Raw genomic sequence first — 24,850 nt, forward strand, 5'->3', positions numbered from 1 at the left:
CGCGCGGCTGCCGGCGGTTCGACCGCGGGCTGCCCGCGGTGCTCCACCGCGCGGCTCTCAGGCGCTCTCCCGCGCCACCAGCGTCGAGGGGAACGCGGTCACCGGCGGCACGGGGCGGCCGTCGAGCACCGCGGTCGCCGCCGCGGTGGCGATCCGGGCCACCGGGTGGGTGGCCGTGGTCAGCGCCGGGCTGCTCACCGCCGCGTACGGGATGTCGTCGAACCCGGCCACCGCCACGTCGTGCGGCACCCCGAGGCCGCGCCCGCGCAGCGCGGCGATCGCGCCCAGCGCGGTGGCGTCGCTGGCCGCGTAGATCGCGTCGGTGTCCGGCCAGCGGATCAGCGCCTCCAGCGCGGCCCGGCCGCCCCGCGCGGCGGTAAAGTCGCCGTCGACCAGCCGCACGGGCAGCCCGGCCGCGCGCATCAGCCGCTGGTACGCGGCCACCGACCGCTCGGCGCAGCTCAGCCAGCGCGGGCCGGTGACCATGGCGATCCGGCGGCGCCCGCCGGCGTGCAGGTGCCGCAGCACGGCGTCGGCGCCCCCGGCGTTGTCCACGTCGAAGGAAGGGACGGCCGGCGAGCCCGTGCCGATCGAGACGACCCGCCCGCGCAGCCCGGCGGGCACCGCGTCGAGCACCGGCGCGGTGGTGTTGACCAGCAGCACCCCGCAGACGCTCCGGTCGTCGCCCAGCCGGCGCAGCCCGGCCGGGGCGCCCAGCGGCAGCCACTCCAGGGCGACGCCGACCCCGTGCGGGGCGCACAGCCGGGCCGCCGCGCTGACCAGCCGGTCCACGTACGGGTCGTCCAGCACGGTGGCGTCGGTGCCGGAGACCGCCACGACGAGGCGTACCCCGGCGCCCCGGACGAGCGCGCGGGCCGTGGTGTTCGGCACGTAGCCGAGCCGGTCGGCGGCGGCGCTCACCCGCTCCCGGGCGTCCACCGAGGCGAACCCGTAGCCGCCGAGCACCCGGGACGCGGTCGCCCGGGAGACCCCGGCCGCGCGGGCCACGTCGTCGAGAGTCACCGGGCGGGTGGTCGGCGTCTCCATGTCTGGTCCTCCCCGTGCTGGCCGTTCTGTCGGCATCATGCCCGGTCGGGGCCGCCGGGGTAAGGGGTGGGAGCGTTTGTGGTGGTAGCGCTCTCAGGTGTGCGATGGTCGTCGGACGAACCTGGTTGAGAGGACGACACCACGGTGAGCAGCACCATCGACGCACCGGCCGACGCCGGCGCCGCGACCCCGCGGGCGGTCCTGGCCGCCCGCAACGGCGTGGCGGTCGTGTTCGCCCTGAACGGGCTGGCGGTGGCCACCTGGTTCGCCCGCGTGCCCGCCATCCGTGAAACGCTCGGGCTCAGCGCCGGGCGGCTCGGCCTGCTGCTGCTGGCCATGTCGGCCGGCGCGCTGGCGGCCATGTCCACCGCCGGGCTGGTCACCCTGCGGCTCGGCCCGGCCCGCACCGTGGCCGGCTCGACCGTGCTCGTCGCGCTCGGCCTGACGGTCGCCGGCCTCTCCGCCAGCCTGGCCGGCTCGCTGGTGGGCGTCGTGGTCGGGCTCTTCGCCGTGGGATACGGCTCCGGCACCTGCGACGTGGCGATGAACGTCGAGGGCGCGGCCGTGGAGAAGCGGCTCGGCCGGACGATCATGCCCCGGTTCCACGCCGCCTGGAGTCTCGGCTCGGTCGCCGGAGCCGGGTTGGGCGCCGGGGCGGCCCGGCTGGGCGTACCGGTCGGCTGGCACCTGCCCGTGATCGCGGCGATGGTCCTCGCCGGCACGCTGCTCGGCGCCCGCGCCTTCCTGCCCGCCCCGGCCGAGACGGCCGACTCGGCCGACCCGGCCACCCACCGGCGCGCGCTGCTGGCCACCTGGCGGGAGCCGCGCACCCTGCTCATCGGCCTGTTCGTGCTGGTGATGGCGTTCACCGAGGGCAGCGCGAACGACTGGCTGGCGGTGGCGTTCGTCGACGGTTACGGGGTGAGCGAGGCGGCCGGCGCCGCCGTCTTCGGGGTCTTCGTGGTCGGCATGACCCTCGGCCGGACCGCCGGCACCGTGGCGATCGACCGGTGGGGCCGGGTGCCGGTGCTCTTCGGCACCATCGGGCTGGCCGCCACCGGGGCCACGTGCGCCGTGCTGGCCGGCTCCGGGCCGCTCGCCGTGGCCGGCGTGGCGCTGTGGGGCATCGGGGCGTCGCTCGGCTTCCCGGTCGGGATGAGCGCTGCCGCCGACGACGAGGACCGGGCGCCGACGCGGGTCAGCGTGGTCGCCATGATCGGCTACACCGCCTTCCTCGCCGGCCCGCCGTTGCTCGGCTTCCTCGGTGATCATCTGGGCATCCTCCACGCCCTCGGCCTGGTGCCGCTGCTCCTGCTGCCCACCCTCGCCCTGGTTCCGATCCTGCGCCCGCCGGCCCGCTGACCGGCGGGCCCGGCCCGCCGGCCGGGCCGCCGACCGGCTCAACGGACTCCCACCCGGCTCGCAGCCCGTTCCCAGGTACGGGTGCTGCACTGAGGGAACGCCGAGGAGAGGAGGCGGGCATGGGCTGGTTCAACCGACGGGCCGCCGACCCGACGACCCCGACGAAGCTCGACCGGGAGGCGAACCGGGACGACCTGGCCGCGCTGGAGGCGTTCGTGACCAGCCGGCGCGGAGTGGAGTTCTACCTGGAGCCGGAGACCACCGCCACGGACACCACCGTGGTGGCCGTCGCCCACGACGGGGAGTGGATCCGCCGCCGCACCGGCTCGCCCCGGGCCGCCGGGAAGATCGCCCAGAAGCACGCGGTCCCGCTCTACGAGGCCGCGCGCACCGGCTACCCGGAGCGGATGCGGGCCTGGAACCGGGCCCACCCGGAGCGGCGCGCCCGCTGACCCCGGCGTGACTCAGTCGGCGCCGGCCAGCGCGGCCCGCGCCTCGGCCAGCCGCAGCGGCTCCTCGTGGGCCGAGACGTACCAGGCGAGGTCATCGTCGAGCAGGCTCGCCGCGAGGGCCAGGTCGGGCCCGTCCTCGGGGGTCCGCAGGTGCGCGGGCGGCGGGTACCAGCAGTCGCCGAGCAGCAGCACCCCGGAGTCCGGCGCCCGCACCACCGCGGAGTCCGGCGCGTGCCGGCCGCCCACGTGTCGGACCACCACGCCGGTGGGCAGGGTCAGTCCGTCGGCGAAGGTGCGCGTCGGCGGGAGCACCGCGAAGCCGTCCCAGGAGTCGACCGCCAGGGCCCGGGCGCGGAAGCTGTGCCCGAGCCGCGGGTTCTCACGGACCTGCTCGCGCAGGTAGCGGTGGCTCCACGGCCGGGCGGCCTCGGCGCGTAGCAGGGCCACCCCCGACTCGTGCCCGACGATTTCCACCTCCGGCCAGGCGCAGGCGCCCCAGACGTGGTCCCAGTGGTGGTGGGTGTAGACCAGCCAGCGCGGCTCCGGCAGCCCGGCCGCCGCCAGCGCGGCCCGGATCTCCCGGGCGTGGGCGGGGCTCTGGCCCGCGTCGACGATCACACTTCCGCGCTCGTCGGCGACCACCGCCACGGTCGGGCGGACCGCGAGCGGGTCGGGATCGCCGGGGAACAACCAGACCCGACCGGCGAGGTGTCGCAGCGTCACCGGCAATTCCTCCCCGCTCCGTGGCCGAGATCCACAGTCGACCGCGATGCTATCCGCCGGCTGCCGCTCCGTGCCGCCCCGGCTGCGGCGACGAGATCGTCCGCGCGCGGATCGGAGCGTGCCGGGAATGGTCCCCAGCGGTCGCCGGAATGCGGCCATTCCCATCGACGTGCGTCATTGCAGGTGAGGAAGTCCCATCGACGGCTGAGGATTCCGGCGGCCGGGCGCGGGGCCGGGGACCCGGCGTTGACCCGTGGCGGGCGGCTGTGGCAGCATTCGCGGCCTGACGGCAGTGAAGGAAGCCGGTGCGATTCCGGCGCGGTCCCGCCACTGTCACCGGGGAGCGATCCCCCCTCGTGAGTCACGGCCGTGCGTGCGCGGTTGGAAGGCCGGGGGTGAGCGTCGATCCGGGAGCCAGGATACTTCGGCCGTCGGAGAGCCCCAGGGCGTGGACACCCGAGGAGGACCCGATGCACGGCATTTCCGCCATCGACGACGATCGTCGTTTCCGGCCGGCGCGCACCGACGCGCCGCTGACCGCTCACCCCGCCGCCCCGCAGGCCACCGTGCCGCGCGCCGGGCGGGCCCGCGCCGTCCGCCGCTGACCGCCCGGCCGGGTTCCGCACCCGGCCGGGCGCCCCTGCCGACCTCCCGTCGGTGAGCCGTCCGCCGGACCCGCGTACCCGCCGAACCCGCACCCACCCCCGCCCGCCGCCGGCCCCGCCGCGCCGCCGGGCGTCACGCTCCGGAGCCGTCCGTGCGCATCCTGCTGCTCTCCACCGCCGACACCGACCTGCTCGCCGCCCGCGCCAGCGGCGCCGACTACCGGCTGGCCAACCCCGCCCGGGTCGCCGCCGACGCCGTGCCCGCGCTGCTCGACGGCGTCGACCTGGCCGTCGTACGCCTGCTCGGCGGCCGGCAGGCGTGGCCGCACGGCCTCGCCGCGGTGCTCGGCTCCGGCGTGCCCACGGTCGTGCTGGGCGGCGAGGCGGTGCCCGACGCGGAGCTGCTGGCGGCGTCCACGGTGGCCGCCGGGGTGGCCGCCGAGGCGCTCGCCTACCTGGTCGAGGGCGGCCCCGAGAACCTCGCCGAGCTGGCCCGGTTCCTCTCCGACACGGTGCTGCTCACCGGCGAGGGTTTCGCCCCGCCCGCGCCCACGCCGCCGCACGGGATCCTCGGCCCCGACCTGGCGCCCGACGGCCGGCCCGTGGTCGGCATCGTCTTCTACCGGGCGCACGCCCTCGCCGGGAACACCGCCTTCGTCGAGACCCTCGCTGACGCGGTAACCGCGGCCGGCGGCCAGCCGCTGCCGGTGTTCTGCGGCTCGCTGCGCGGCCTCGCCCCGGGCGCGGGTCCGCTCGAGGAGTTCGCGCGGTGCGACGCCCTGGTGGTGACGGTGCTCGCGGCCGGCGGGACGGTCGCCGCGGATGCCTCCGGCGGTGGCGACGAGGACGCCTGGGACGTCGGCGCGCTCGCCGCCCTGGACGTGCCGATCGTCCAGGCGCTCTGCCTGACCGGCGACCGCGACCGGTGGGCGGCCAGCGATGCCGGACTGTCCCCGTTGGACGCCGCCATGCAGGTGGCCATCCCCGAGTTCGACGGGCGGATCGTCACGGTGCCGTTCTCGTTCAAGCGGATCGACGCCGACGGGCTCTCGGTCTACCAGCCGGACCCGGAGCGCGCCGCGCGGGTCGCCGGCATCGCCGTCCGGCAGGCCCGGCTGCGGCACGTGCCCAACGCCGACAAGCGGCTGGCCATCGTGCTCAGCTCGTACCCGACGAAGCACTCCCGGGTGGGCAACGCCGTCGGCCTGGACACTCCGGCCTCGGCGGTCCGGCTGCTTGCCGCCCTCGCCGAGGCCGGCTACCACCTGGGCGACGGTCCGGTGCCGGACGACGGGGACGCCCTGATCCACGCCCTGATCGCCGCCGGCGGGCACGACGTCGAGTGGCTCACCCCCGAACAGCTCGCCGCCGCCGAGGCGCGGCTGCCAGGGGAGACCTACCGGCGCTGGTTCGACGCGGTCCCCGCCCCGCTGCGCGACCGGATGCGGGAGCACTGGGGCGAGCCGCCCGGCCGGCTGTACACCGACGGCGGCGACCTCGTCCTCGCCGGGCTGCGCTTCGGCAACGTGGCGCTGCTCATCCAGCCGCCCCGCGGCTTCGGCGAGAACCCGGTGGCCACCTACCACGACCCGGACCTGCCGCCCAGCCACCACTACCTGGCCGCGTACCGCTGGCTGGCCGCGCCGGTCGCCGACGGCGGCTTCGGGGCGGACGCCGTGGTCCACCTCGGCAAGCACGGCACCCTGGAATGGCTGCCCGGCAAGGGCCTCGGGCTCGCCGCCGACTGCGCCCCCGACGCGGTCCTCGGCGACCTGCCGCTGGTGTACCCGTTCATCGTCAACGACCCCGGCGAGGGCACCCAGGCCAAGCGCCGCGCGCACGCCGTGGTGGTCGACCACCTGGTGCCGCCGATGGCCCGCGCCGAGACCTACGGCGACCTGGCCAAGCTCGAACAGCTCCTCGACGAGTACGCCACCGTGCAGGCCCTCGACCCGGCCAAGGCGCCCACCGTGCAGCGGCAGATCTGGGAGCTGGTCCGCGCCGCCGAACTGCACCACGACCTGCACCAGGCGGAGATGCCCGGCGAGGACGCCTTCGACGACTTCGTGCTGCACCTCGACGGCTACCTCTGCGAGGTCAAGGACGTGCAGATCCGCGACGGCCTGCACATCCTCGCCGAGGCGCCCGCCGGCGAGGCGCGGGTCAACCTGGTCCTCGCCGTGCTGCGCGCCCCGCAGGTCTGGGGTGGGGCCCGCGTGCTGCCCGGGCTGCGCCAGGCCCTCGCCGCCCACGCCGGCCTCGACGAGGCGGCGCTGCTCGCCGCGCCCGGCGCGCGGATCGCCGTGCCGGCGGCGCTCACCGAGGCCGTCGACGGGCCGGCCGCCACCGCCGCCGACGCGGTCGACCTCATCGAGGCCCTGGCCCGCCGGCTCGTGCTCGGCATGGAGACCCTCGGCTGGGACGCCGGCAAGGCCGGCGCGGTGGTCGAGGAGGTGGTCGGCGGCCCGGTGCCCGAGGCCGCCGAGGTGCTCGGCTTCGCCGCCCGCGAGGTGGTGCCCCGGCTGGACCGGACCACCGACGAGATCGGCCGGGTGCTCGGCGCGCTCGCCGGCCGGTTCGTGCCGCCCGGCCCGTCCGGCTCGCCCACCCGCGGGCTGGTCAACGTGCTCCCCACCGGCCGCAACTTCTACTCCGTCGACCCGAAGGCCATCCCCAGCCGCAACGCCTGGGACGTCGGGGTCGCCCTCGCCGACTCGCTGCTGGCCCGGCACCTCGCCGACACCGGGGCGTACCCGCGCTCGGTCGGGCTCACCGTCTGGGGCACCAGCGCCATGCGCACGCAGGGCGACGACATCGCGGAGGTGCTGGCGCTGCTCGGCGTCCGTCCGGTGTGGGACGACCGGTCCCGCCGCGTCACCGGCGTCGAGGTGGTGCCGCTGCCCGAGCTGGGCCGCCCCCGGGTCGACGTCACGGTGCGCATCTCCGGCTTCTTCCGGGACGCCTTCCCGCACGTGGTCGCCCTCATCGACGACGCCGTCCGGCAGGTCGCCGCGCTGGCCGAGCCGGCCGCGGAGAACTACGTGAAGGCGCACGTCGACGCGGACGTCGCCGAGCACGGGGACGCGCGTCGGGCCACCGCCCGCATCTTCGGCTCCAAGCCCGGGGCGTACGGGGCCGGGCTGCTGCCGCTCATCGACGCCCGGAACTGGCGCACCGACGCCGACCTGGCCGAGGTGTACGCCGTCTGGGGCGGCTACGCGTACGGGCCGGGACTGGACGGGCGGGAGGCGCGGGTCGACATGGAACGCTCCTTCGCCCGGATCGCCGTCGCCGTGAAGAACCAGGACACCCGCGAGCACGACATCGTCGACTCCGACGACTACTTCCAGTACCACGGCGGGATGGTGGCCATGGTCCGCCACCTCACCGGCGGGTCCCCGGCCGCGTACGTGGGCGACTCGGCCATGCCGCACGACGTCCGCACCCGCACGCTGGGCGAGGAGACCCGCCGGGTGTTCCGGGCCCGGGTGGTCAACCCCCGCTGGATCGCCGCCATGCGCCGGCACGGCTACAAGGGCGCCTTCGAGCTGGCCGCCACCGTGGACTACCTGTTCGGCTACGACGCCACCGCCGGGGTCGTCGACGACTGGATGTACGAGCGGCTCGCCGAGGCGTACCTCTTCGACCCGGAGACCCGGGAGTTCCTGGAGCGGTCCAACCCGTGGGCGCTGCGCGGCATCGCCGAGCGGCTGCTGGAGGCCGCCGACCGGGGACTGTGGGCCGCGCCCGAGCCGGTCACCCTCGACCGGCTGCACGAGACGTACCTGGCCAGCGAGGGCGACCTGGAGGACCGGCTGTGAGCGAGGAGTGAGCCGGGTTTGCGAGCCCCGCAGTCGCGAACGAAGGAGTCGCTGTGAGCGCGAGGAGTGAGCCGGGTTTGCGAGCCCCGCAGTCGCGAACGGAGGAGTCGCAATGACGAGCTATCCGTTCAGTGCGGTGCTCGGGATGGACGAGATGCGGCTCGCCCTGCTGCTCAACGCGGTCAGCCCGGCCATCGGCGGGGTGCTGGTCCGGGGCGAGAAGGGCACCGCCAAGTCCACGGCCGTGCGCGCCCTCGCCGCGCTGCTCCCTCCGGTCGACCGGGTGGCCGCCTGCCGCTTCGCCTGCGACCCGGCCGCGCCCGACCCGGGCTGCCCGGACGGGCCGCACCCGGCCGGGTCGGCGGCCGAGCGCCGCCCGGCCCGCCTGGTCGAGCTGCCGGTGGGCGCCGCCGAGGACCGGGTGGTCGGCTCCCTGGACCTGGAGAAGGCCCTCGCCGAGGGGGTACGCGCCTTCGAGCCCGGCCTGCTCGCCGCCGCCCACCGCGGCGTGCTCTACGTCGACGAGGTCAACCTGCTCCACGACCACCTGGTCGACCTGCTCCTGGACGCCGCGGCGATGGGCCGCTGCCACGTCGAGCGGGAGGGCGTCTCGGTCAGCCACGCCGCCCGGTTCCTGCTGGTCGGCACCATGAACCCGGAGGAGGGGGAGCTGCGCCCGCAGCTGCTCGACCGGTTCGGGCTCACCGTCGAGGTGGCCGCCAGCCGCGACCCCGCCGTACGCGCCGAGGTGGTCCGCCGTCGCCTCACCGCCGACGCCGACCCGGCCGGCTTCGCCGCCGGCTGGGCCGAGGCGGACGCCGAGGTGGCCCGCCGGGTGGCCGCCGCCCGCCACCGGCTGCCCCGGGTGGCACTGCCCGACGCGGCGCTGCGGCAGATCGCCGAGGTCTGCGCCGCGTTCGACGTGGACGGCATGCGCGCCGACATCGTCACGGCCCGCACCGCCGTGGCGCATGCCGCCTGGCAGGGCCGGGACCGGGTGACCGCCGACGACGTCCGGGTCGCCGCCCGGCTGGCCCTGCCGCACCGCCGCCGCCGGGACCCGTTCGACACGCCGGGGCTGGACGAGCAGCGCCTCGACGAGGCGCTGCGCCGCGCCCGCGAGCAGCACCCCGACGACGACCCCGACGACCACGGCCCGGACGGCGGGCCCGGCGGCGGGCCCGGACCGGACGGCGATCCCCGGGGACCGGCCGGCGGGCCGCGCGGCATCGGGTCGGACCCCGACGGTCCGGGCCGGTCGGACCGCGGGAGGGGCGGCGCGGGCGGCCGGGACCGGTCCGGGGGGTCCGACGACGCCGGGCGCTCCGGGCCGCCGGACGACGGCCACGGGACCGGAAGGGACGGTCGTTGGCCGGCCAACGGCTACGCCGACGGGACGGGCCACGACGACCGGCCCGGCGACGGCCGCGCCGACGGGACGGGCGACGACGACCGGTTCGGCGACGACCGCACCGGCCGTGACGCCGCGTCGGACCGGTTCGGCCACCCGGGCGACGACCGGTCCGGCGCCGGGAACGGGGACGGCCCCGACGTCGGCCGACCCGGCGACGAGAACGGGGACGGCCGTCGCCGGCCCGGCGACGGCGGTGGCGACCGGGGACGGGCACGCGCCCGCCGGCCCGGGCCAGCCGGCCGGCCGGGGGACGCCGAGGGACGGCCGGCGACCGTGGCCGTACCCGACCGGGGGCTGCGTGCCCGCCTGCTCACCGCGCCCGGCGTGGGGGAGGGTGTGCCCGGCCGGCGCTCCCGGGCCCGCACCGGGCGGGGCCACACCACCGGCGCCCGCGTGCCCGCCGGCCCGGCCGGCGCACTGCACCTGCCGGCCACCGTCCGGGCCGCCGCCCCGCACCAGGCCGCCCGCGGCCGGGCCGGCGGGCCGTTGCGGCTGCGCCCGTCCGACGTGCGCGAGGCGGTCCGCGAGGGACGCGAGGGCAACCTCGTCCTCTTCGTGGTCGACGCCAGCGGGTCGATGGGCGCGCGGCAGCGGATGTCCGCCGTCAAGGGCGCCGTGCTGGCGCTGCTCACCGACGCGTACCAGCGGCGGGACAAGGTGGCCGTGGTCGCCTTCCGGGGCGCCGGCGCGCAGACCCTGCTGCCGGCCACTTCCTCGGTGCTCGCCGCCTCGGCCCGGCTCGCCGAGCTGCCCACCGGCGGGCGTACCCCCCTCGCCGAGGGGCTGCTCGCCGCGGCCGGCCTGCTCCGGGTGGAGCGGCTGCGCGACCCGAGGCGCCGCCCCCTCGTGCTGGTGGTCACCGACGGCCGGGCCACCGCCGGCCCCCGCCCCCTCGACCGGGCCGCCCGCGCCGCCGCGGTGCTCGCCGCCACCGGCGCGCCCTGCGTCGTCGTCGACTGCGAGTCGGGCCCGGTCCGCCTGCACCTGGCCCGCCGCCTCGCCACCCAACTGCACGCCCCGCACCACCACCTCGCCGACGTGGCCAGTGACCCGCTCGTCGGCCTCACCACGAGGAGCGCCGCCTGATGCCGCAGGGGAAGCCGACCCACGTGCCCGCCGACGGGCTGACCACCCGCCAGCGGCGCCACCGGCCGCTGCTGATCGTGCACACCGGACAGATGAAGGGAAAGTCGACCGCCGCATTCGGGCTGGCGCTGCGCGCCTGGACCGCCGGGCTGCCGATCGGCGTCTTCCAGTTCGTCAAGAGCGCCAAGTGGCGGGTGGGGGAGGAGAACGCCTTCCGGGCCCTCGGCGAGGTGCACGAGCGTACCGGGCAGGGTGCCCCGGTCACCTGGCACAAGATGGGCGAGGGCTGGTCCTGGATCCAGCGCGGCGGGGACGCCGACCACGCCGAGGACGCCCGGGAGGGGTGGCGGCAGATCCGGCGCGACCTGGCCGCCGAGCGCTACGGGCTCTACGTGCTCGACGAGTTCACGTACCCGATGACGTGGGGTTGGGTCGACGTCGACGAGGTGGTCGCGACGCTGCGTGACCGGCCCGGCTTCCAGCACGTGGTGATCACCGGACGGGACGCCGACCCGCGGCTGGTCGAGGCGGCCGACCTGGTCGCCGAGCTGGCCAAGGTCAAGCACCCGATGGACGCCGGCCAGAAGGGCCAGAAGGGCATCGAATGGTGACGCCCTGGGCGCTGCCCCGGCTGGTCGTCGCCGCCCCGGCCAGCGGGCACGGCAAGACCACCGTGGCCACCGGGCTGCTCGCCGCGCTGCGCCGCCGCGGCCTGGCGGTCAGCCCGCACAAGGTCGGCCCCGACTACATCGACCCCGGCTACCACGCGCTCGCCGCCGGCCGCCCCGGCCGCAACCTCGACCCCTGGCTTGTCGGCCCGGAGCGGATCGCCCCACTGCTGCGCCACGGCGCGAACGTGCCCACCCCGGCCGACGTGGCCGTGGTGGAGGGGGTGATGGGGCTGCACGACGGCGCCGTCGGCCATGGCGGGTACGCCTCCACGGCCCACGTCGCCCGGCTGATCGAGGCGCCGGTGCTGCTGGTGCTCGACACCACGGCGCAGGGCCGCTCCGCCGCCGCGCTGGTGCTCGGCATGCGCGCGTTCGACCCGGCGGTGCGCATCGGCGGGGTGGTGCTCAACCGGGTCGGCTCGCCCCGGCACGAGACGCTGCTGCGCGACGCTCTCGCCGAGGTGGGCGTGCCGGTGCTCGGCGCGGTGACCCGGGCCGCCGAGGTGGCCGCGCCGTCCCGCCACCTCGGGCTGGTGCCGGTCGCCGAACGCGCGCCCGAGTCGGTCGCCGTGGTGGCCGCGCTCGCCGACCTGGTCGAGTCCACCGTGGACCTCGACGCCGTGCTGGCACTGGCCCGCACCGCGCCGCCGCTGACCGCGCCCGCCTGGGACCCGGCCACCGCGGTCGGCGGTCCCGCCGGCACCGCCCGCCCGGTCGTCGCGGTCGCCGGCGGGGCGGCGTTCACCTTCTCGTACGCGGAGACCGCCGAGCTGCTCACCGCGGCCGGCGCGCGGGTGGTGACCCTCGACCCGCTGCGTGACGAGGCCCTGCCGGCCGGCACCCGGGCCGTGGTGATCGGGGGCGGCTTCCCCGAGCTGCACGCCGATGCCCTGGCCGGCAACACCGCGCTCCGCGCCGAGCTGGCCGGCTTCGACGGCCCGGTGGTCGCCGAGTGCGCCGGGCTGCTCTACCTCGGCCGCTCCCTCGGCGGGGTGCCGATGTGCGGGCGGCTCGACCACACCGCCCGGATGACCGGCCGGCTCACGCTCGGCTACCGGGACGCGATGGCCGCCGCCGACTCCCCGGCGCACCGCGCCGGCGACCCCGTACGCGGACACGAGTTCCACCGCACCGTCACCGACCCCGGGCACGGCGACCGCGCCGCCTGGCATTGGGACGGCGCCCCGCACGGCTTCGTGGCGGGCCGGGTGCACGCGTCCTACCTGCACACCCACTGGGCCGGGCATCCCGCGGCGGCCCGCCGGCTGGTCGAGGCGGCGAGCCGGTGAACCCGCCCGGCCACCCGCCCGGCCACCCGCCGGCCGCCCCGACCGGCCCGACCGCCGGCCGGCCGGCGCCCGCCGGCCCGGGGCGCGCGGAGCGACCGCCCGCCCCGCCCGCCGCCGTGCTGACCGGGATCGGGGTCGGACCCGGCGACCCGGAACTGCTGACCCTCAGGGCCGCCCGGCTGCTGGGCGAGGCCGACCTGGTGTTCGTACCCGTGCTGGACCGGCACGCCGCGGACCCGGACGCGCCCGCCGGCCGGGCCGAGACCACGGTGCGGGCGCACGTGCCCGCGGACCGGCTGCGCCGGCTGCCGTTCGCCCTGGACGACCGGGGCGGGGTGACCGCCCGCCGGGAGCGGGCCTGGGACGCCGCGGCGGCGGCCGTGGTGGCCGCCGTCGACGCGGGCGCCCGCTCGGTCGCCTTCGCCACCATCGGCGACCCCAACGTCTACTCCACCTTCGGCTACCTGGCCGACGGCGTCCGGGCCCGGCGACCCGGGATCGCGGTGCGCACCGTGCCCGGCATCACCGCCATGCAGGACCTGGCCGCCCGGGCCGGCGTGCCGCTCTGCGAGGGCCGCGAACCGCTCACCCTGCTGCCCGCCACCGCCGGCCTCACGCCGGTCGCCGATGCGCTCGCCGGCCCCGGCACCGTCGTCGTCTACAAGGGCTGGCGCCGCCACCCCGACCTGGTCGACGAGCTGCGCCGGCAGGGCCGGCTGGCCGACGCCGTGCTGGGCCGGGCGCTCGGCCTGCCCGGCGAGCGGATCGGGCCGGTGGACGCCGCCGCCGCGGACCTGCCCTACCTGTCGACGCTGCTGGTCCCGGCCCGCCGGGACGGCCGGGGAGGAAAACTGTGACCACCACCGGCAAGGTCTGGTTCGTCGGGGCCGGCCCCGGCGCCGCCGACCTGCTCACCCTGCGCGCCGCCCGGGTCATCGCCGAGGCCGACGTGGTCATCTGGGCGGCCAGCCTGGTGCACGCCGACGTGCTCGCCCACGCCCGCCCGGACGCCGAGATCGTCGACTCCTCGCAGCTGCCCATCGAAGGTGTCCGGCCGCTCTACGAACGGGCCGCCGCCGAGGGGCGCGTCGTGGCCCGGATCCACTCCGGCGACCCGGCCCTGTGGGGCGCCGTGCAGGAACAGCTCGACCTGTGCCGCGACCTCGGCCTGGCCGTGGAGGTGGTGCCCGGGGTGTCCTCGTTCACCGCGGTCGCCGCGCTGGTCGGCCGGGAGCTGACCATCCCCGAGGTCGCCCAGTCGGTGATCCTCACCCGCCTGGAGGGCGGCAAGACGCCCATGCCGCCCGGCGAGCGGGTCCGCGATTTCGCCCGGCACGGCACCACCATGGCGCTGTTCCTCTCCGCCGCCCGCTCCGGGCAGGCCCAGGCGGAGCTGCTGGCCGGCGGCTACCCGCCGGAGACGCCGGTGGTCGTGGCGTACCAGGCGACCTGGCCGGACGAACTGGTGGTCCGGTGCGCGCTGGGCGAGCTGGAGGCCACCGTCAAGGCGCACAAGCTCTGGAAGCACACCCTGTTCCTCGTCGGGCCGGCGCTCGCCGCCACCGGCACCCGCTCGCACCTCTACCACCCCGGGCACTTCCACACCTACCGGCGGGCCGAGCCGGGCGCCCGCACGGCGCTGCGCCGCGCCCGCGCCGACCGGCCCGGCGACGCCGCCGGTGACGGCCGGTGACGTACGCCGAGCCGCCGCTGCGCGAGCCGGACCTGCCGCGTACGGCGAAGGTCCGGCCCACCGCGCTGCGGACCGGCTGGACCACCGGCGCGTGCGCCACGGCGGCGACGAAGGCGGCGCTGACCGCGCTGGTCACCGGCGAGCCGCAGCGCCAGGTGGAGATCGGCCTGCCGGCCGGCCGGCGGGTCACCTTCGCGGTGGCCCGCTGCGACCTGGACCGGGCCCAACGGGCCGAGGCCGTGGTGGTCAAGGACGCCGGCGACGACCCGGACGTCACCCACGGCGCCGAGCTGACCGCCACGGTCACCTGGCGGGACGAGCCGGGGCTGCACCTCGACGGCGGGCCGGGCGTCGGCACGGTCACCCGGCCGGGGCTCGGCCTGGCGGTGGGTGGCCCGGCCATCAACGAGACCCCGCGCCGCATGATCGGCCAGGCCGTCGCCGAGGTGGTCGACCTCGGCGAGACCGGCGTCCGCGTGGTGATCAGCGTCCCGCGCGGCGAGATCATGGCCCGCAAGACCACCAACCGGCGGCTCGGGATCCTCGGCGGCATCTCCATCCTCGGCACCACCGGGATCGTCCGGCCGTTCTCCACCGCCTCCTGGCGGGCCAGCGTGGTGCAGGCCGTGCACGTGATGGCCGCCCAGGGGGAGCGGACCGTGGTGCTCTGCACCGGCGGGCGGACCGAGCGGGCCGCCCGGGCGCTCCTGCCGGAGCTGCCCGAGGTGTGCTTCGTCGAGGTCGGCGACTTCACCGGCGCCGCGGTCACCGCCGCCGTCGGCGACGGGATGACCGGGGTGGTCTTCGTCGGCATGGCCGGCAAGCTGGCCAAGCTCGCCGCCGGCATCCTGATGACCCACTACACCCGGTCCACGGTCGACCTGTCGCTGCTCGGCGCGGTCACCGCCGAGGCCGGCGGCGCCCCGGACCTGGTCGCCGCCGTCACCGCGGCCAACACCGGCCGGCACGCGTACGAGCTGTGGGCCGCCGCCGGGCTGCTCGGCCCGGCCGGCGACCTGCTCTGCCACCGGGTCCGGCAGGTGCTGCGCCGCTTCGCCCAACACGCGGTCACCGTCGACGTGGCCATGGTGGACTTCGCCGGCGGCCGGGTCGTCGCCTCCTCGGGGCGGTGGGCCGCGTGACCCCGACCATGCTCGTGGCGGGGATCGACGCCGCCGGCCGGCCCGCGCACCCCGCGCTCGCGGAGGCGCTGGCCGGCGCCGGGCTGGTCGTCGGCGCGGCCCGGCACCTGGCCGCCGTGCCCGTACCGTCCGGCTGCGCCACCGTCGTCCTCGGCCCGCTCACCCCGGCCCTGCACCGGCTCGCCGCCGCCGTCGCCGCCGGCACGCCCGCGGTCGTGCTGGCCAGCGGCGACCCCGGGTTCTTCGGCATCGTCCGCCGGCTCCGCGCGGCCGGCCTGCCGGTGCGGGTGCTGCCCGCCGTCTCCAGCGTCGCCGCCGCGTTCGCCCGCGCCGGGCTGCCCTGGGACGGCGCCGCCGTGGTCACCGCGCACGGCCGGGACCCACGCCCCGCGCTCAACGCCTGCCGGGCGCTGCCCGCCGTCGCGGTGCTCACCGCCCCCGGCGCGGGCGCTGCCGAGCTGGGCGCCGGCCTGGCCGGCTGGGACCGCCGCTTGGTCGTCGCCGAGCACCTCGGCACCCCGGACGAGCGGGTCACCTGGACCACCCCGGCCGAGGCCGCCACGACGACCTGGGCCGACCCGCACGTCGTGCTCAGCCTCGCCCCGGAGACCGTCCCCGGCGTCGCCGGGATGCGCGTCGACGACCAGCCGGCCGCCGCGCCGGCCGAGGGTTGGGCGCTGCCCGAGTCCGCGTACGCCCACCGGGACTCGATGATCACCAAGGCCGAGGTCCGGGCGCTGGCGGTGGCCCGGCTGCGGCCCCGGCTGGGCCGGCTGGTCTGGGACGTCGGCGCGGGCAGCGGCTCGGTCGGCATCGAGTGCGCGCTGCTCGGCGCGGCGGTGCTCGCCGTGGAACGCGACCCGGACGCGCCGATCCGCGCCAACGCCGCCCGGCACGGCGTCGATGTCCGGGTGGTGACCGGGGCGGCCCCGGCGGCCCTGGCCGGGCTGCCCGACCCGGACGCGGTCTTCGTCGGCGGGGGCGGCGTGGACGTGCTCGCCGCGGTGGCCGACCGCTGCTCACCCCGGGTGGTGGTCACCCTGGCCGCGCTCGACCGGGTCGCTCCGGCCGTGCACCTGCTGCGCGCCGCCGGCTACGCGGTCGACGGCTGCCAGCTCGCCGCCGCCCGCCTCGCCGACCTGCCCGGCGGCTCGCTGCGCCTGGCCGCCACCAACCCGGTCGTCGTGCTCACCGGGGAGCTCCCGTCTGCTCGGAGGAAGCCGTGACCACACCCTCGGACCTGTCCACCGGGGCCCCCTTCTCCACCGGAGGCGTCAAGAAGGGGCCTTTCCCTGTCGGACTCGTTGCGGCGACCGCCGCGGGGCGGGGGCATGCGCGCCGCCTCGCGAGGGCGTGGCCGCACGCCCGCCTCGTGGAGGCGGAGAGCGTCGCCGACGCCCTGCGGGCCGCCTGGCGGGAGTGCGACGCGGTGGTCGTCTTCCTGGCCACCGGGGCGGTGGTCCGCATCCTGGCTCCGCTGCTCGGCGACAAGCACACCGACCCGGCCGTGGTGGTCGTCGACGAGGCGGCCCGCCACGCGGTGGCCCTGCTCGGCGGGCACGCCGGCGGCGCCAACGCCCTCGCCGCCGACGTGGGCGCGCTGCTCGACGCCCGGCCGGTGATCACCACCGCCACCGACGTCGTCGGCCTGCCCGGGCTGGACACCCTCGGCTTGCCGGTGCAGGGTGCGGTGGCCGCGGTGTCCCGGGCGATCCTCGACGGCGAGCCGGTCCGGCTGGTCGCCGACGCCACCTGGCCGCTGCCCGCCCTGCCGGAGCACGTCCACGTCGAGGTCGCACCCCCGCCGGCCGGCCCTCGCCCGCCGATCGCCACCTCGGACGCCGCCGCCCCGCCGACCACCGGAACGGCCGCCGCCCGGCCGAGCACCGGAACGGCCGCCGTCACGCCGACGACCGGAACGGCCGCCGCCGCGGGCGGCGACGGCGCGGGCGGCGACGGCGCGGGCGGCGACGGCGCGGGCGGCGACGGGGCGGGCGGCTGGCGGATCCTGGTCACCGACCGGGTCGTCCGGCTCGACGGGCGGACGGTGGTGCTCCGGCCGCCGTCCCTGGTCGCCGGCATCGGCTCCAGCCGTGGCGTGCCCGCCGCCGAGGTGACGGACCTGCTGCGCCGGGCGCTCGCCGACGCCGGCCTCGACCCGGCCAGCCTGCGCTGCCTGGCCAGTGTGGACCTCAAGGCCGACGAGGCGGGCATCCGGGCGGCCGCCGAGGCGTACGGCGTACCCCTGGAGACCTGGCCGGCGGCGGACCTGGCCGCGGTCGACGTGCCGCATCCCAGCGAGGTGGTCCGCGCCGCGGTCGGCACGCCGAGCGTCGCGGAGGCCGCGGCGCTGCGCGGCGGCGGCACGCTGCTGGTGCCGAAGACCGCCTCGGCGATGGCCACCGTCGCGGTGGCCCGGCACGCCCCGCGCGGCCGGCTCGCGCTGGTCGGGCTCGGCCCCGGCGCGGCCGACCTGCGCACCCCGCGCGCGGTGGCCGAGCTGCGCCGGGCCGCCGTGGTGGTCGGCCTGGACCAGTACCTCGACCAGGTCCGCGACCTGCTCCGCCCCGGCACCCGGGTGCTGGCCAGCGGGCTCGGCGCGGAGGAGGCGCGGGCCCGGGCCGCGGTCGCCGAGGCCACCGCCGGCCACGCCGTCGCCCTGGTCGGCTCCGGCGACGCCGGGGTGTACGCGATGGCCAGCCCCGCCCTGGAGTACGCCGACGACCGGATCGACGTGGTCGGTGTGCCCGGGGTGACCGCCGGTCTCGCCGCGTCGGCGCTGCTCGGCGCGCCGCTCGGGCACGACCACGTCTACCTGAGCCTGTCCGACCTGCACACCCCGTGGGAGGTGATCGTGAGCCGGATCGCCGCCGCCGCGGAGGGCGACCTGGTGGCGCTGCTCTACAACCCGCGCAGCCGTACCCGGGACTGGCAGCTCGGCGCGGCGCTGGACGCCTTCGCGGCGCACCGCCCGCCGGACACCCCGGTCGGCGTGGTGCGCAACGCCAGCCGCCCCGGCCAGCGGGTGCACCTGGCCACCCTGGCCACCTTCGACCCGGCCCTGGTCGACATGTACAGCGTGGTGGTGGTCGGCAGCTCGCAGACGCGGCTGGTCGCCGGCCGGATGGTCACGCCCCGGGGGTACCGGTGGCGGTCGTGACCATCGGCCCCTGCCAGGGCTGCGGCGCCTGCCTGCTCACCTGCCCGACGCACGCCATCCGCCCCACCCCCGCCGGCCTGCGGGTCACCGACCGCTGCACCGGCTGCCTCGAATGCCTGGAGATCTGCCCCGTGGACGCCATCCGCGTCGACCCCGAACCCGGAGGAGAGCGATGACCTCGACCCCCACCGCCGCCGCGCCCACCATCGGCCGTTGGAGCCGCGCCGAACGGGCCCGCCTGGGCGGCATCGTCTGCGCGGTCGCCGCGCTGCACGTCGCCGGCGTGACCCTCTACCTGTACTGGAAGCACCAGCCGGTGGCGGCCGGCGGGCTGGCCGGGGCCGGCACCCTGGCCTACGTGCTGGGGGTGCGGCACGCCTTCGACGCCGACCACATCGCCGCCATCGACGACACCACCCGGCTCATGCTGCTGCGCGGCCGGCGGCCGGTCGGCGTCGGCTTCTTCTTCGCCCTCGGGCACAGCGCCGTGGTGCTGCTGCTCGCCCTCGTGGTCGGGCTCGCCTCCACCCGGCTGACCGGCGGCCGGATGGCCGGCGTCCGCGAGGTGGGCGCCACCGTCGCGATCGTCACGGCCACCGGCTTCCTGCTGCTCGTGGCCGCCCTGAACGCGGCGGTGCTGACCGGGCTGGCCCGGCTCTGGCGGCGGCTGCGCGCCGGCGCGCTGGACGAGACCGAGCTGGACCTCATGCTGCTCAACCGGGGGCTGATGCACCGGATCCTCGGGGCCCGGGCCCGCACCCTGGTCCGCTCCTCCTGGCACATGGCCCCGGTCGGCTTCCTCTTCGGGCTCGGCCTGGAAACGGCCAGCGAGGTGACCCTGCTGGCGCTGTCGGCGAGCACGGCCGCCGCCGGCGGGCTGCCCGTGCTGGCGCTGCTCACCCTGCCGCTGCTCTTCGCCGCCGGGATGTCCGCCATGGACACCGCGGACAGCCTGCTGATGAGCCGCGCCTACTCGTGGGCGTACCGGCAGCCGGCCCGGCGGCTCTGGTACAACCTGGCCACCACCACGATGACCGTGCTGGTCGGCGGCCTGGTCGCCAGCGTCTACCTGGCCGGGCTGCTCGCCGACCACCTCGGGTTCACCGCCCTGGCCCGGTACGCCTCGATCGCCGACCACTTCGAGCAGCTCGGCTACGCCGTGGTGGTCCTCTTCGCGCTCGCCTGGGGCGGCGCCGTGCTGCTCTGGCGGCTGCGCGGCTACGACCGCCGCTACGGACAGGCGGAGTCATGAGTCGGGCGGTGCACCCGATCGAGGCGGAGTCGTACCGGATCCTGCGCGGGCGGGTCGACCTGTCCCACCTGCCGCCGCTGACCCGGGCCGTCACCGAGCGGGTGGTGCATGCCAGCGCCGACCTCGACTACGCCACCGACCTGGTCTGCGACGAGGCCGGCCTGGCCGCCGGGCTGGCCGCGCTGCGGGCCGGCGCGCCGATCGTCACCGACGTGTGGATGGTCGCCGCCGGCATCACCCGGGCCGGACGGGAGATCGTCTGCCCGGTCGCCGAGCCGGCCGCCGCCGACCTGGGCCGCGCCGCCGGCATCACCCGCTCGGCCGCGGCGGTGCGGATCGCGTCCGACCGGGTCGGGAGGGGCGCGGTCTGGGTGGTCGGCTGTGCCCCCACCGCGCTGGTCGAGCTGATCGCCCTCGACGCGGCCCCGGCGCTGGTGGTCGGCCTGCCGGTCGGCTTCGTGGGCGCGGCCGAGTCCAAGGGGGCGCTGCGGGCCAGCGGCCTGCCCGCCGTGTCCAACGTGGGGGAGAAGGGCGGCTCCGCGGTGGCCGCCGCCGCCCTCAACGCCCTGCTGTACCTGGAGGACAAGTGAAGCACCTTCCCCCGCTGCTGATCGTCGGGCACGGCACCCGCAGCACGGCCGGCGTCGCGCAGTTCGCCGCGCTGGTCGAGCGGATCCGTCGCCGGGGCGCGGTCGCCGACGTCGAGGGCGGCTTCATCGAGCTGTCCCGCCCGCCGCTGACCGACGCGGTCGGCGCGCTGGTCGGCCGGGGCCACCGGAATGTGGTGGCGCTGCCGCTGGTGCTGGCCGCCGCCGGGCACGGCAAGGGGGACATCCCCGCCGCCCTCGCCCGGGAGAAGCAGCGCCACCCCGGCCTGCGGTACGCGTACGGGCGGCCGCTCGGGCCGCATCCGCTGCTCCAGGAGGTGCTGGCGCGGCGGATCGACGCGGCGCTCGACGGCGCCGACCGGGCCGGCACGTGGGTGGCGCTGATCGGGCGCGGCTCCACCGACCCGGACGCCAACGCCGAGGTGACGAAGGTGGCCCGGCTGCTCTGGGAGGGGCGCGGCTACGCCGGCGTGGAACCCGGCTTCGTCTCGCTCGCCGAGCCGTCCGTGCCGGCCGTGCTGGAGCGGCTGCGCCGGCTCGGCGCCCGGCGGATCGTGGTCGCCCCGTACTTCCTCTTCGCCGGGGTGCTGCCGGACCGGATCGTGGCGCAGACCCGGGAGTTCGCCGCCGACCATCCCGGCCTGGACGTGCGGGTGGCCGAGGTGATCGGCGACTGCGACGCTCTCGCCGACCTGGTCCTGGAACGGCACGCCGAGGCGCTGCGCGGGGACATCCGGATGAACTGCGACACCTGCGCGTACCGGGTGGCGCTGCCCGGGTTCGCCGACAAGGTGGGCCGGCCGCAGACTCCGCACCACCACCCCGACGACCCGGCCGACGGGCACGGCCACCACCATCATCATCACCACGCCGGCCAACACGAGCCGGCGCTGCGCCCCGGGCAGGTGGCCGTGGTGGGCGGCGGGCCCGGCCCGGACGACCTGATCACCGTACGGGGCCGGGCACTGCTCGACGCCGCGGACGTGGTGGTGGTCGACCGGCTCGCCCCGGCGGGGCTGCTGCGCCGGCTCCGGCCGGGCGTGCTGGTGGTGGACGCCGCCAAGGTGCCCCGGGGCCCGTCGATGACCCAGGACGCCATCAACGACACGCTGATCGCGCACGCCCGCGCCGGGCGGCGGGTGGTCCGGCTCAAGGGCGGCGACCCGTACGTCTTCGGCCGCGGCCACGAGGAGGTCCTGGCCTGCGCGGCGGCCGGGGTGGAGACGGTGCTGGTGCCCGGGGTGAGCAGTGCGGTGGCCGCGCCCGCCCTCGCCGGGGTGCCGGTGACCCACCGGGGCGTGGCGCACGAGGTCACCGTGGTGTCCGGGCACCTGCCGCCCGGGCATCCGGACTCCCTCGTGGACTGGGCCACGCTGGCCCGGGCCCGGGGCACGCTCGTGCTGCTCATGGCGGTGGACACCGTCGGGCGGATCGCCGCCGAGCTGCTCGCCCACGGGCGGGCGGCGGAGACGCCGGTGCTGGTGGTCCGCGACGCCGGCCACCCGGAGCAGTGGACGGCCCGGTGCCGGCTGGACGAGGTCGGCGCGCTCGCCGAGCGGGACGAGGTCCGGCCGCCGGCGGTCTTCGTGGTCGGGCCGGTGGTGGGGCTCGCCGCCGAAGCCACTGCGGAGTCCGCCGCCGCCGACCCGGTGCCCGCCGCCGTCCCCGCGCGGGGGTGAGCGCGGGCCCGGCGGTTCAGCCGGTCACGGCGTGGGCCAGGGCGTATCCGACGGTGGCCGCGGTGAGGCCGGCGGCGACGCTGCCCAGCGCGTTGGCCAGCGCGTGCCCGCGGTGGCGCGCGCGGTGCAGCCGCAGGGTCTCGTAGCCGAGCGTGGACCAGGTGGTCAGCGCGCCGCAGAAGCCGGTGCCGACCAGGGCGGTCACCGCGGGGGAGGCGGGCACGGCGGCCACCGCGCCGAGCACCAGCGACCCGACCACGTTGACCGCCAGCGTGCCCCACGGGAAGGGGGAGCCGTGCCGGGCCTGCACGGCCCGGTCGGTCAGGTAGCGCAGCGGCGCGCCCACCGCCGCCCCGAGCGCGATCAGCAGGACGGTCACCGGGCCGCCCCGCCGCGGGCTCGGGCCAGCAGCCGGCCGGCCACCGCGTCCCCGGCCCAGACCGCCAGCAGCGCCCCGGCCAGCGTCGCCGCCAGGTATGCCAGCGCGATGCCCGGCGCCCCGGCGGCGATCGCCCGCTGGGCGTCCACGGCGTAGGTGGAGAAGGTGGTGAAGCCGCCGAGCACGCCGACGCCGAGGAACGGCCGGACCAGCGGCCCGGCCGGGCGGGCGGTGAGCACCGCCATCAGCGCGCCGATCAGCAGGCAGCCGGCGACGTTGATGCCGAAGGTGGCCGACGGGAAGCCGGTGGGCGGGTGCGGGAACGCGGCCTGCAGTCCGGCCCGGGCCAGCGCGCCGAGCACCCCGCCGGCGGCGATGGCCCCGAGCACCGCCGCCGGGTGGGCGGGCAACTCCCGCCGGTCGGCGGGGACGCGCAGGTCGACGTCGGGGTCGACGCGGAACTCGGACGGTCCGGTCACGGTGCCTCCCACCAGGACGGGCATCACTGGCAGGGACCGTTGGCGAGCGTGTCGCGGTTCTCCCGGCGAATGCGCGGGACGGCGGGCCCCACCGCCGCGCCGAGCATAACGCCGCCCGCTCCGGCCGGCCGCCGCCCGCCGGACCGGGGGGAGACCGTCAGGCCGTGGCGTCGACCAGCTCGGGGCCGGCCGCCGCGTCCGCCGGGGTACGCGGGGCGCGCCGCTCGGCCACCAGCAGCACCGCGAGGCCGAGCAGGGTGAGCCCGGCGCCGGCCCAGATCGGGGCGGTGAAGCCGAGGCCGGCGTCGATGGTCAGCCCGCCGAGCCAGGCGCCGAGCGCGTTGCCGACGTTGAACGCGGCGATGTTCGCCCCGGAGGCCAGCGTCGGGGCCCGACGGGCGTACCTCATGATCCGCATCTGGAGCGGCGGGACGGTGGCGAAGCCGAACGCGCCCATCAGCACCAGCGCGACCACGGTCAGCGCCGGGCTCTCGGCGACCAGCGCGAAGCCGACCAGCACCAGGGTCAGCACCGCCAGGACGGTGACCAGGGTCCGGGACAGCGACACGTCGGCGGCCCGGCCGCCGGCCAGGTTGCCGGCGAACAGCCCGACCCCGAAGAGCACCAGCAGCCACGGCACGGTGCCGGCCGCGAAGCCGCTCACCTCGGTCAGCGTGTACGCGATGTAGGTGAACGCGCCGAACATGCCGCCGAAGCCGAGCACGGTGACCACCAGCGAGAACCAGACCTGGGCGTGGGTGAACGCCCGCAGTTCGCCGCGCAGCCCGCCGCCGGGGGCGGCGTCGGTGGCCGGACCGCGGCCGGGCACCAGCACGGCGAGGCCGACCAGCGCGACCAGCCCGATGCCGGTGATCGCCCAGAACGTGGCGCGCCAGCCGAGGTGCTGGCCGAGGAGGGTGCCGAACGGCACGCCGAGGACGTTGGCGATGGTGAGGCCGGCGAACATCATGGCGATCGCGCCCGCCCGGCGGGCCGGCGGGACCAGACCGGCCGCCACCACCGCGCCGATGCCGAAGAACGCGCCGTGGCAGAGCGCCGCGACGATCCGGCCGGCCAGCATGGTGCCGTAGTCGCCGGCCAGGGCGGAGAGCAGGTTGCCGGCGATGAAGAGCACCATCAGCCCGAGCAGCACCGGCTTGCGGCGCAGCCGGGTGACGGCCGCGGTGAGCGCCACCCCGCCGACGGCGACGCTGAGGGCGTACCCGGAGATCAACCAGCCGGCCACCGACTCGCTGACCGCGAAGTCGGCGGCGACCTGGGGGAGCAGCCCCATGATCACGAACTCGGTCAGCCCGATGCCGAACGCCCCGATCGCCAGGGCGATCAGGCCGCCGGGGAGGGCCGAGGTGCGCTGTGTCATGACGTACCCAATCCATGCGCTCGAAACAAAAAGGCGCGTGCAACTACCCGCGCCAGCAACAAGATAGTTGCACGCGCCGTATACCGGCGCAAGGGTGGTAGCCTGGGGGGACGTCCAGGTCACACCGGAGGGGGCGCCATGGGAATCGCCGACGACGCGGTGGAGATCCGCGCGCAGGGCTGGCGCACCCTCGCCGCGCTGCATGGCCTGATCGAGACCGCCCTGGAGCGCGCCCTCCAGGCCGAGCACGACCTCTCCGTCGTCGAGTACACGGTGCTCGACGCGCTCTCCCGGCAGGACGGCTGGCACATGCGGATGCGGCAGCTCGCCCGCGCCGCCGCGCTCTCCGGCAGCGCCACCACCCGCCTGGTCACCCGGCTGGAGGAGCGCGGCCTGCTCACCCGCGTGCTCTGCGCGGACGACCGGCGCGGCATCTACACCGAGCTGACCCCGGCCGGTTCGGAGCTGCTCGGCCGGGCCCGCCCGACCCACGACCGGGTGCTCGCCGACGCGCTCGCCGAGGCCGAGCGCACCCCGGAGCTGGCCCCGCTGGTCGACGCCCTGCACCGGCTCCCCGCCGCCCGCTGAGCCGCGCACCTGCCAGTCC

19 protein-coding genes, 4 pseudogenes and 1 riboswitch are annotated in these 24,850 nt (G+C 77.5%); of the genes and pseudogenes, 18 read left to right on the forward strand and 5 right to left on the reverse strand.

All coding sequences use genetic code 11. The features are described from left to right. Positions 1-57: 57 nt before the first annotated feature. Positions 58-1,047, reverse strand: coding sequence for a LacI family DNA-binding transcriptional regulator (locus ACFYPD_RS06855; RefSeq protein WP_387109823.1), 990 nt, complete (start codon positions 1,045-1,047; stop codon positions 58-60). 144 nt (positions 1,048-1,191) lie between these two features. Here ACFYPD_RS06855 and ACFYPD_RS06860 point away from each other — a divergent pair, with 144 nt between their 5' ends. Together ACFYPD_RS06860 and ACFYPD_RS06865 are read left to right on the forward strand one after the other, a co-directional pair. Next, positions 1,192-2,409, forward strand: coding sequence for an MFS transporter (locus ACFYPD_RS06860; protein ID WP_387109825.1), 1,218 nt, complete (start codon positions 1,192-1,194; stop codon positions 2,407-2,409). A gap of 119 nt (positions 2,410-2,528) precedes the next feature. Next, positions 2,529-2,861, forward strand: a complete 333-nt coding sequence (locus ACFYPD_RS06865) for a hypothetical protein (protein ID WP_387109826.1) — start codon at positions 2,529-2,531, stop codon at positions 2,859-2,861. Between the two features lie 12 nt (positions 2,862-2,873). Here the strand turns inward: ACFYPD_RS06865 and ACFYPD_RS06870 are convergent, their stop codons facing one another. Further along, positions 2,874-3,584 carry an MBL fold metallo-hydrolase gene (locus tag ACFYPD_RS06870; protein ID WP_387109828.1) on the reverse strand — a complete coding sequence of 237 codons (711 nt, stop codon included), beginning with the start codon at positions 3,582-3,584 and terminating at the stop codon, positions 2,874-2,876. A gap of 295 nt (positions 3,585-3,879) precedes the next feature. Next, a riboswitch (cobalamin riboswitch) is annotated at positions 3,880-4,009 on the forward strand. Between the two features lie 45 nt (positions 4,010-4,054). Here ACFYPD_RS06870 and ACFYPD_RS06875 point away from each other — a divergent pair. The 15 genes and pseudogenes from ACFYPD_RS06875 (at position 4,055) to cobA (ending at position 22,004) form a co-directional block, all read left to right on the forward strand. Continuing rightward, the gene (locus ACFYPD_RS06875; RefSeq protein WP_387109829.1) at positions 4,055-4,189 is read left to right on the forward strand and encodes a hypothetical protein; all 135 of its coding nucleotides are present in this window, start codon (positions 4,055-4,057) and stop codon (positions 4,187-4,189) included. A gap of 152 nt (positions 4,190-4,341) precedes the next feature. Then, the gene (gene cobN / locus ACFYPD_RS06880) at positions 4,342-8,010 is read left to right on the forward strand and encodes a cobaltochelatase subunit CobN (RefSeq protein WP_387109830.1); all 3,669 of its coding nucleotides are present in this window, start codon (positions 4,342-4,344) and stop codon (positions 8,008-8,010) included. Between the two features lie 53 nt (positions 8,011-8,063). Beyond that, positions 8,064-10,510 (forward strand): annotated as a pseudogene (locus tag ACFYPD_RS06885) (VWA domain-containing protein). Continuing rightward, positions 10,510-11,121, forward strand: a complete 612-nt coding sequence (cobO, locus tag ACFYPD_RS06890; protein WP_387109832.1) for a cob(I)yrinic acid a,c-diamide adenosyltransferase — start codon at positions 10,510-10,512, stop codon at positions 11,119-11,121. The pseudogene ACFYPD_RS06885 and the gene cobO overlap by 1 nt, the downstream one beginning before the upstream one ends. Beyond that, positions 11,115-12,470 (forward strand): cobyrinate a,c-diamide synthase, encoded by a 1,356-nt coding sequence (locus ACFYPD_RS06895; RefSeq protein ID WP_387109834.1) that lies wholly within the window; start codon positions 11,115-11,117, stop codon positions 12,468-12,470. The genes cobO and ACFYPD_RS06895 overlap by 7 nt, the downstream gene beginning before the upstream one ends. 116 nt (positions 12,471-12,586) lie before the next feature. Continuing rightward, complete coding sequence (gene cobI, locus ACFYPD_RS06900) at positions 12,587-13,327, forward strand: precorrin-2 C(20)-methyltransferase (RefSeq protein WP_387110593.1); 741 nt, start codon at positions 12,587-12,589, stop codon at positions 13,325-13,327. Further along, positions 13,324-14,163 (forward strand): precorrin-4 C(11)-methyltransferase, encoded by an 840-nt coding sequence (cobM, locus tag ACFYPD_RS06905; RefSeq protein WP_387109836.1) that lies wholly within the window; start codon positions 13,324-13,326, stop codon positions 14,161-14,163. Before cobI ends, cobM begins: the two co-directional genes overlap by 4 nt. Next, complete coding sequence (locus ACFYPD_RS06910; RefSeq protein WP_387109837.1) at positions 14,160-15,305, forward strand: cobalt-precorrin-5B (C(1))-methyltransferase; 1,146 nt, start codon at positions 14,160-14,162, stop codon at positions 15,303-15,305. The genes cobM and ACFYPD_RS06910 overlap by 4 nt, the downstream gene beginning before the upstream one ends. Continuing rightward, complete coding sequence (gene cbiE, locus ACFYPD_RS06915; protein WP_387109839.1) at positions 15,293-16,531, forward strand: precorrin-6y C5,15-methyltransferase (decarboxylating) subunit CbiE; 1,239 nt, start codon at positions 15,293-15,295, stop codon at positions 16,529-16,531. The genes ACFYPD_RS06910 and cbiE overlap by 13 nt, the downstream gene beginning before the upstream one ends. A 146-nt stretch (positions 16,532-16,677) precedes the next feature. Then, a pseudogene (locus ACFYPD_RS06920) lies at positions 16,678-16,932 on the forward strand (precorrin-3B C(17)-methyltransferase); the annotation flags it as partial. Positions 16,933-17,295: 363 nt separating this feature from the next. Continuing rightward, positions 17,296-18,465: pseudogene (gene cobJ, locus ACFYPD_RS06925) on the forward strand (precorrin-3B C(17)-methyltransferase); the annotation flags it as partial. Further along, positions 18,453-18,611, forward strand: a pseudogene (locus tag ACFYPD_RS06930) (4Fe-4S binding protein); the annotation flags it as partial. The pseudogenes cobJ and ACFYPD_RS06930, both read left to right, overlap by 13 nt. Before the next feature lie 26 nt (positions 18,612-18,637). Then, entirely contained in the window at positions 18,638-19,717 is a 1,080-nt protein-coding gene (locus tag ACFYPD_RS06935) for a HoxN/HupN/NixA family nickel/cobalt transporter (protein ID WP_387109841.1), read from the forward strand. Continuing rightward, on the forward strand, positions 19,714-20,307 hold the full coding sequence (locus ACFYPD_RS06940) for a precorrin-8X methylmutase (RefSeq protein WP_387109843.1): 594 nt from the start codon (positions 19,714-19,716) through the stop codon (positions 20,305-20,307). Before ACFYPD_RS06935 ends, ACFYPD_RS06940 begins: the two co-directional genes overlap by 4 nt. Next, positions 20,304-22,004 (forward strand): uroporphyrinogen-III C-methyltransferase, encoded by a 1,701-nt coding sequence (gene cobA, locus ACFYPD_RS06945; protein ID WP_387109845.1) that lies wholly within the window; start codon positions 20,304-20,306, stop codon positions 22,002-22,004. The genes ACFYPD_RS06940 and cobA overlap by 4 nt, the downstream gene beginning before the upstream one ends. A 16-nt stretch (positions 22,005-22,020) precedes the next feature. Here cobA and crcB read toward each other — a convergent pair whose 3' ends face one another. From crcB to ACFYPD_RS06960, 3 genes are all read right to left on the reverse strand, one after another. Then, on the reverse strand, positions 22,021-22,383 hold the full coding sequence (crcB, locus tag ACFYPD_RS06950) for a fluoride efflux transporter CrcB (protein ID WP_387109847.1): 363 nt from the start codon (positions 22,381-22,383) through the stop codon (positions 22,021-22,023). Next, entirely contained in the window at positions 22,380-22,874 is a 495-nt protein-coding gene (locus ACFYPD_RS06955) for a CrcB family protein (protein WP_387110595.1), read from the reverse strand. The genes crcB and ACFYPD_RS06955 overlap by 4 nt, the downstream gene beginning before the upstream one ends. Before the next feature lie 145 nt (positions 22,875-23,019). Continuing rightward, positions 23,020-24,243, reverse strand: coding sequence for an MFS transporter (locus ACFYPD_RS06960; protein ID WP_387109849.1), 1,224 nt, complete (start codon positions 24,241-24,243; stop codon positions 23,020-23,022). 138 nt (positions 24,244-24,381) lie between these two features. On the opposite strand from ACFYPD_RS06960, the gene ACFYPD_RS06965 reads away from it, so the two are divergent. Beyond that, on the forward strand, positions 24,382-24,831 hold the full coding sequence (locus tag ACFYPD_RS06965) for a MarR family winged helix-turn-helix transcriptional regulator (protein ID WP_387109851.1): 450 nt from the start codon (positions 24,382-24,384) through the stop codon (positions 24,829-24,831). Positions 24,832-24,850 lie beyond the last annotated feature (19 nt).

This window comes from Micromonospora sp. NPDC005299 (genome assembly GCF_042872345.1).
In the GTDB taxonomy this organism is placed as follows: Bacteria; Actinomycetota; Actinomycetes; order Mycobacteriales; family Micromonosporaceae; genus Micromonospora.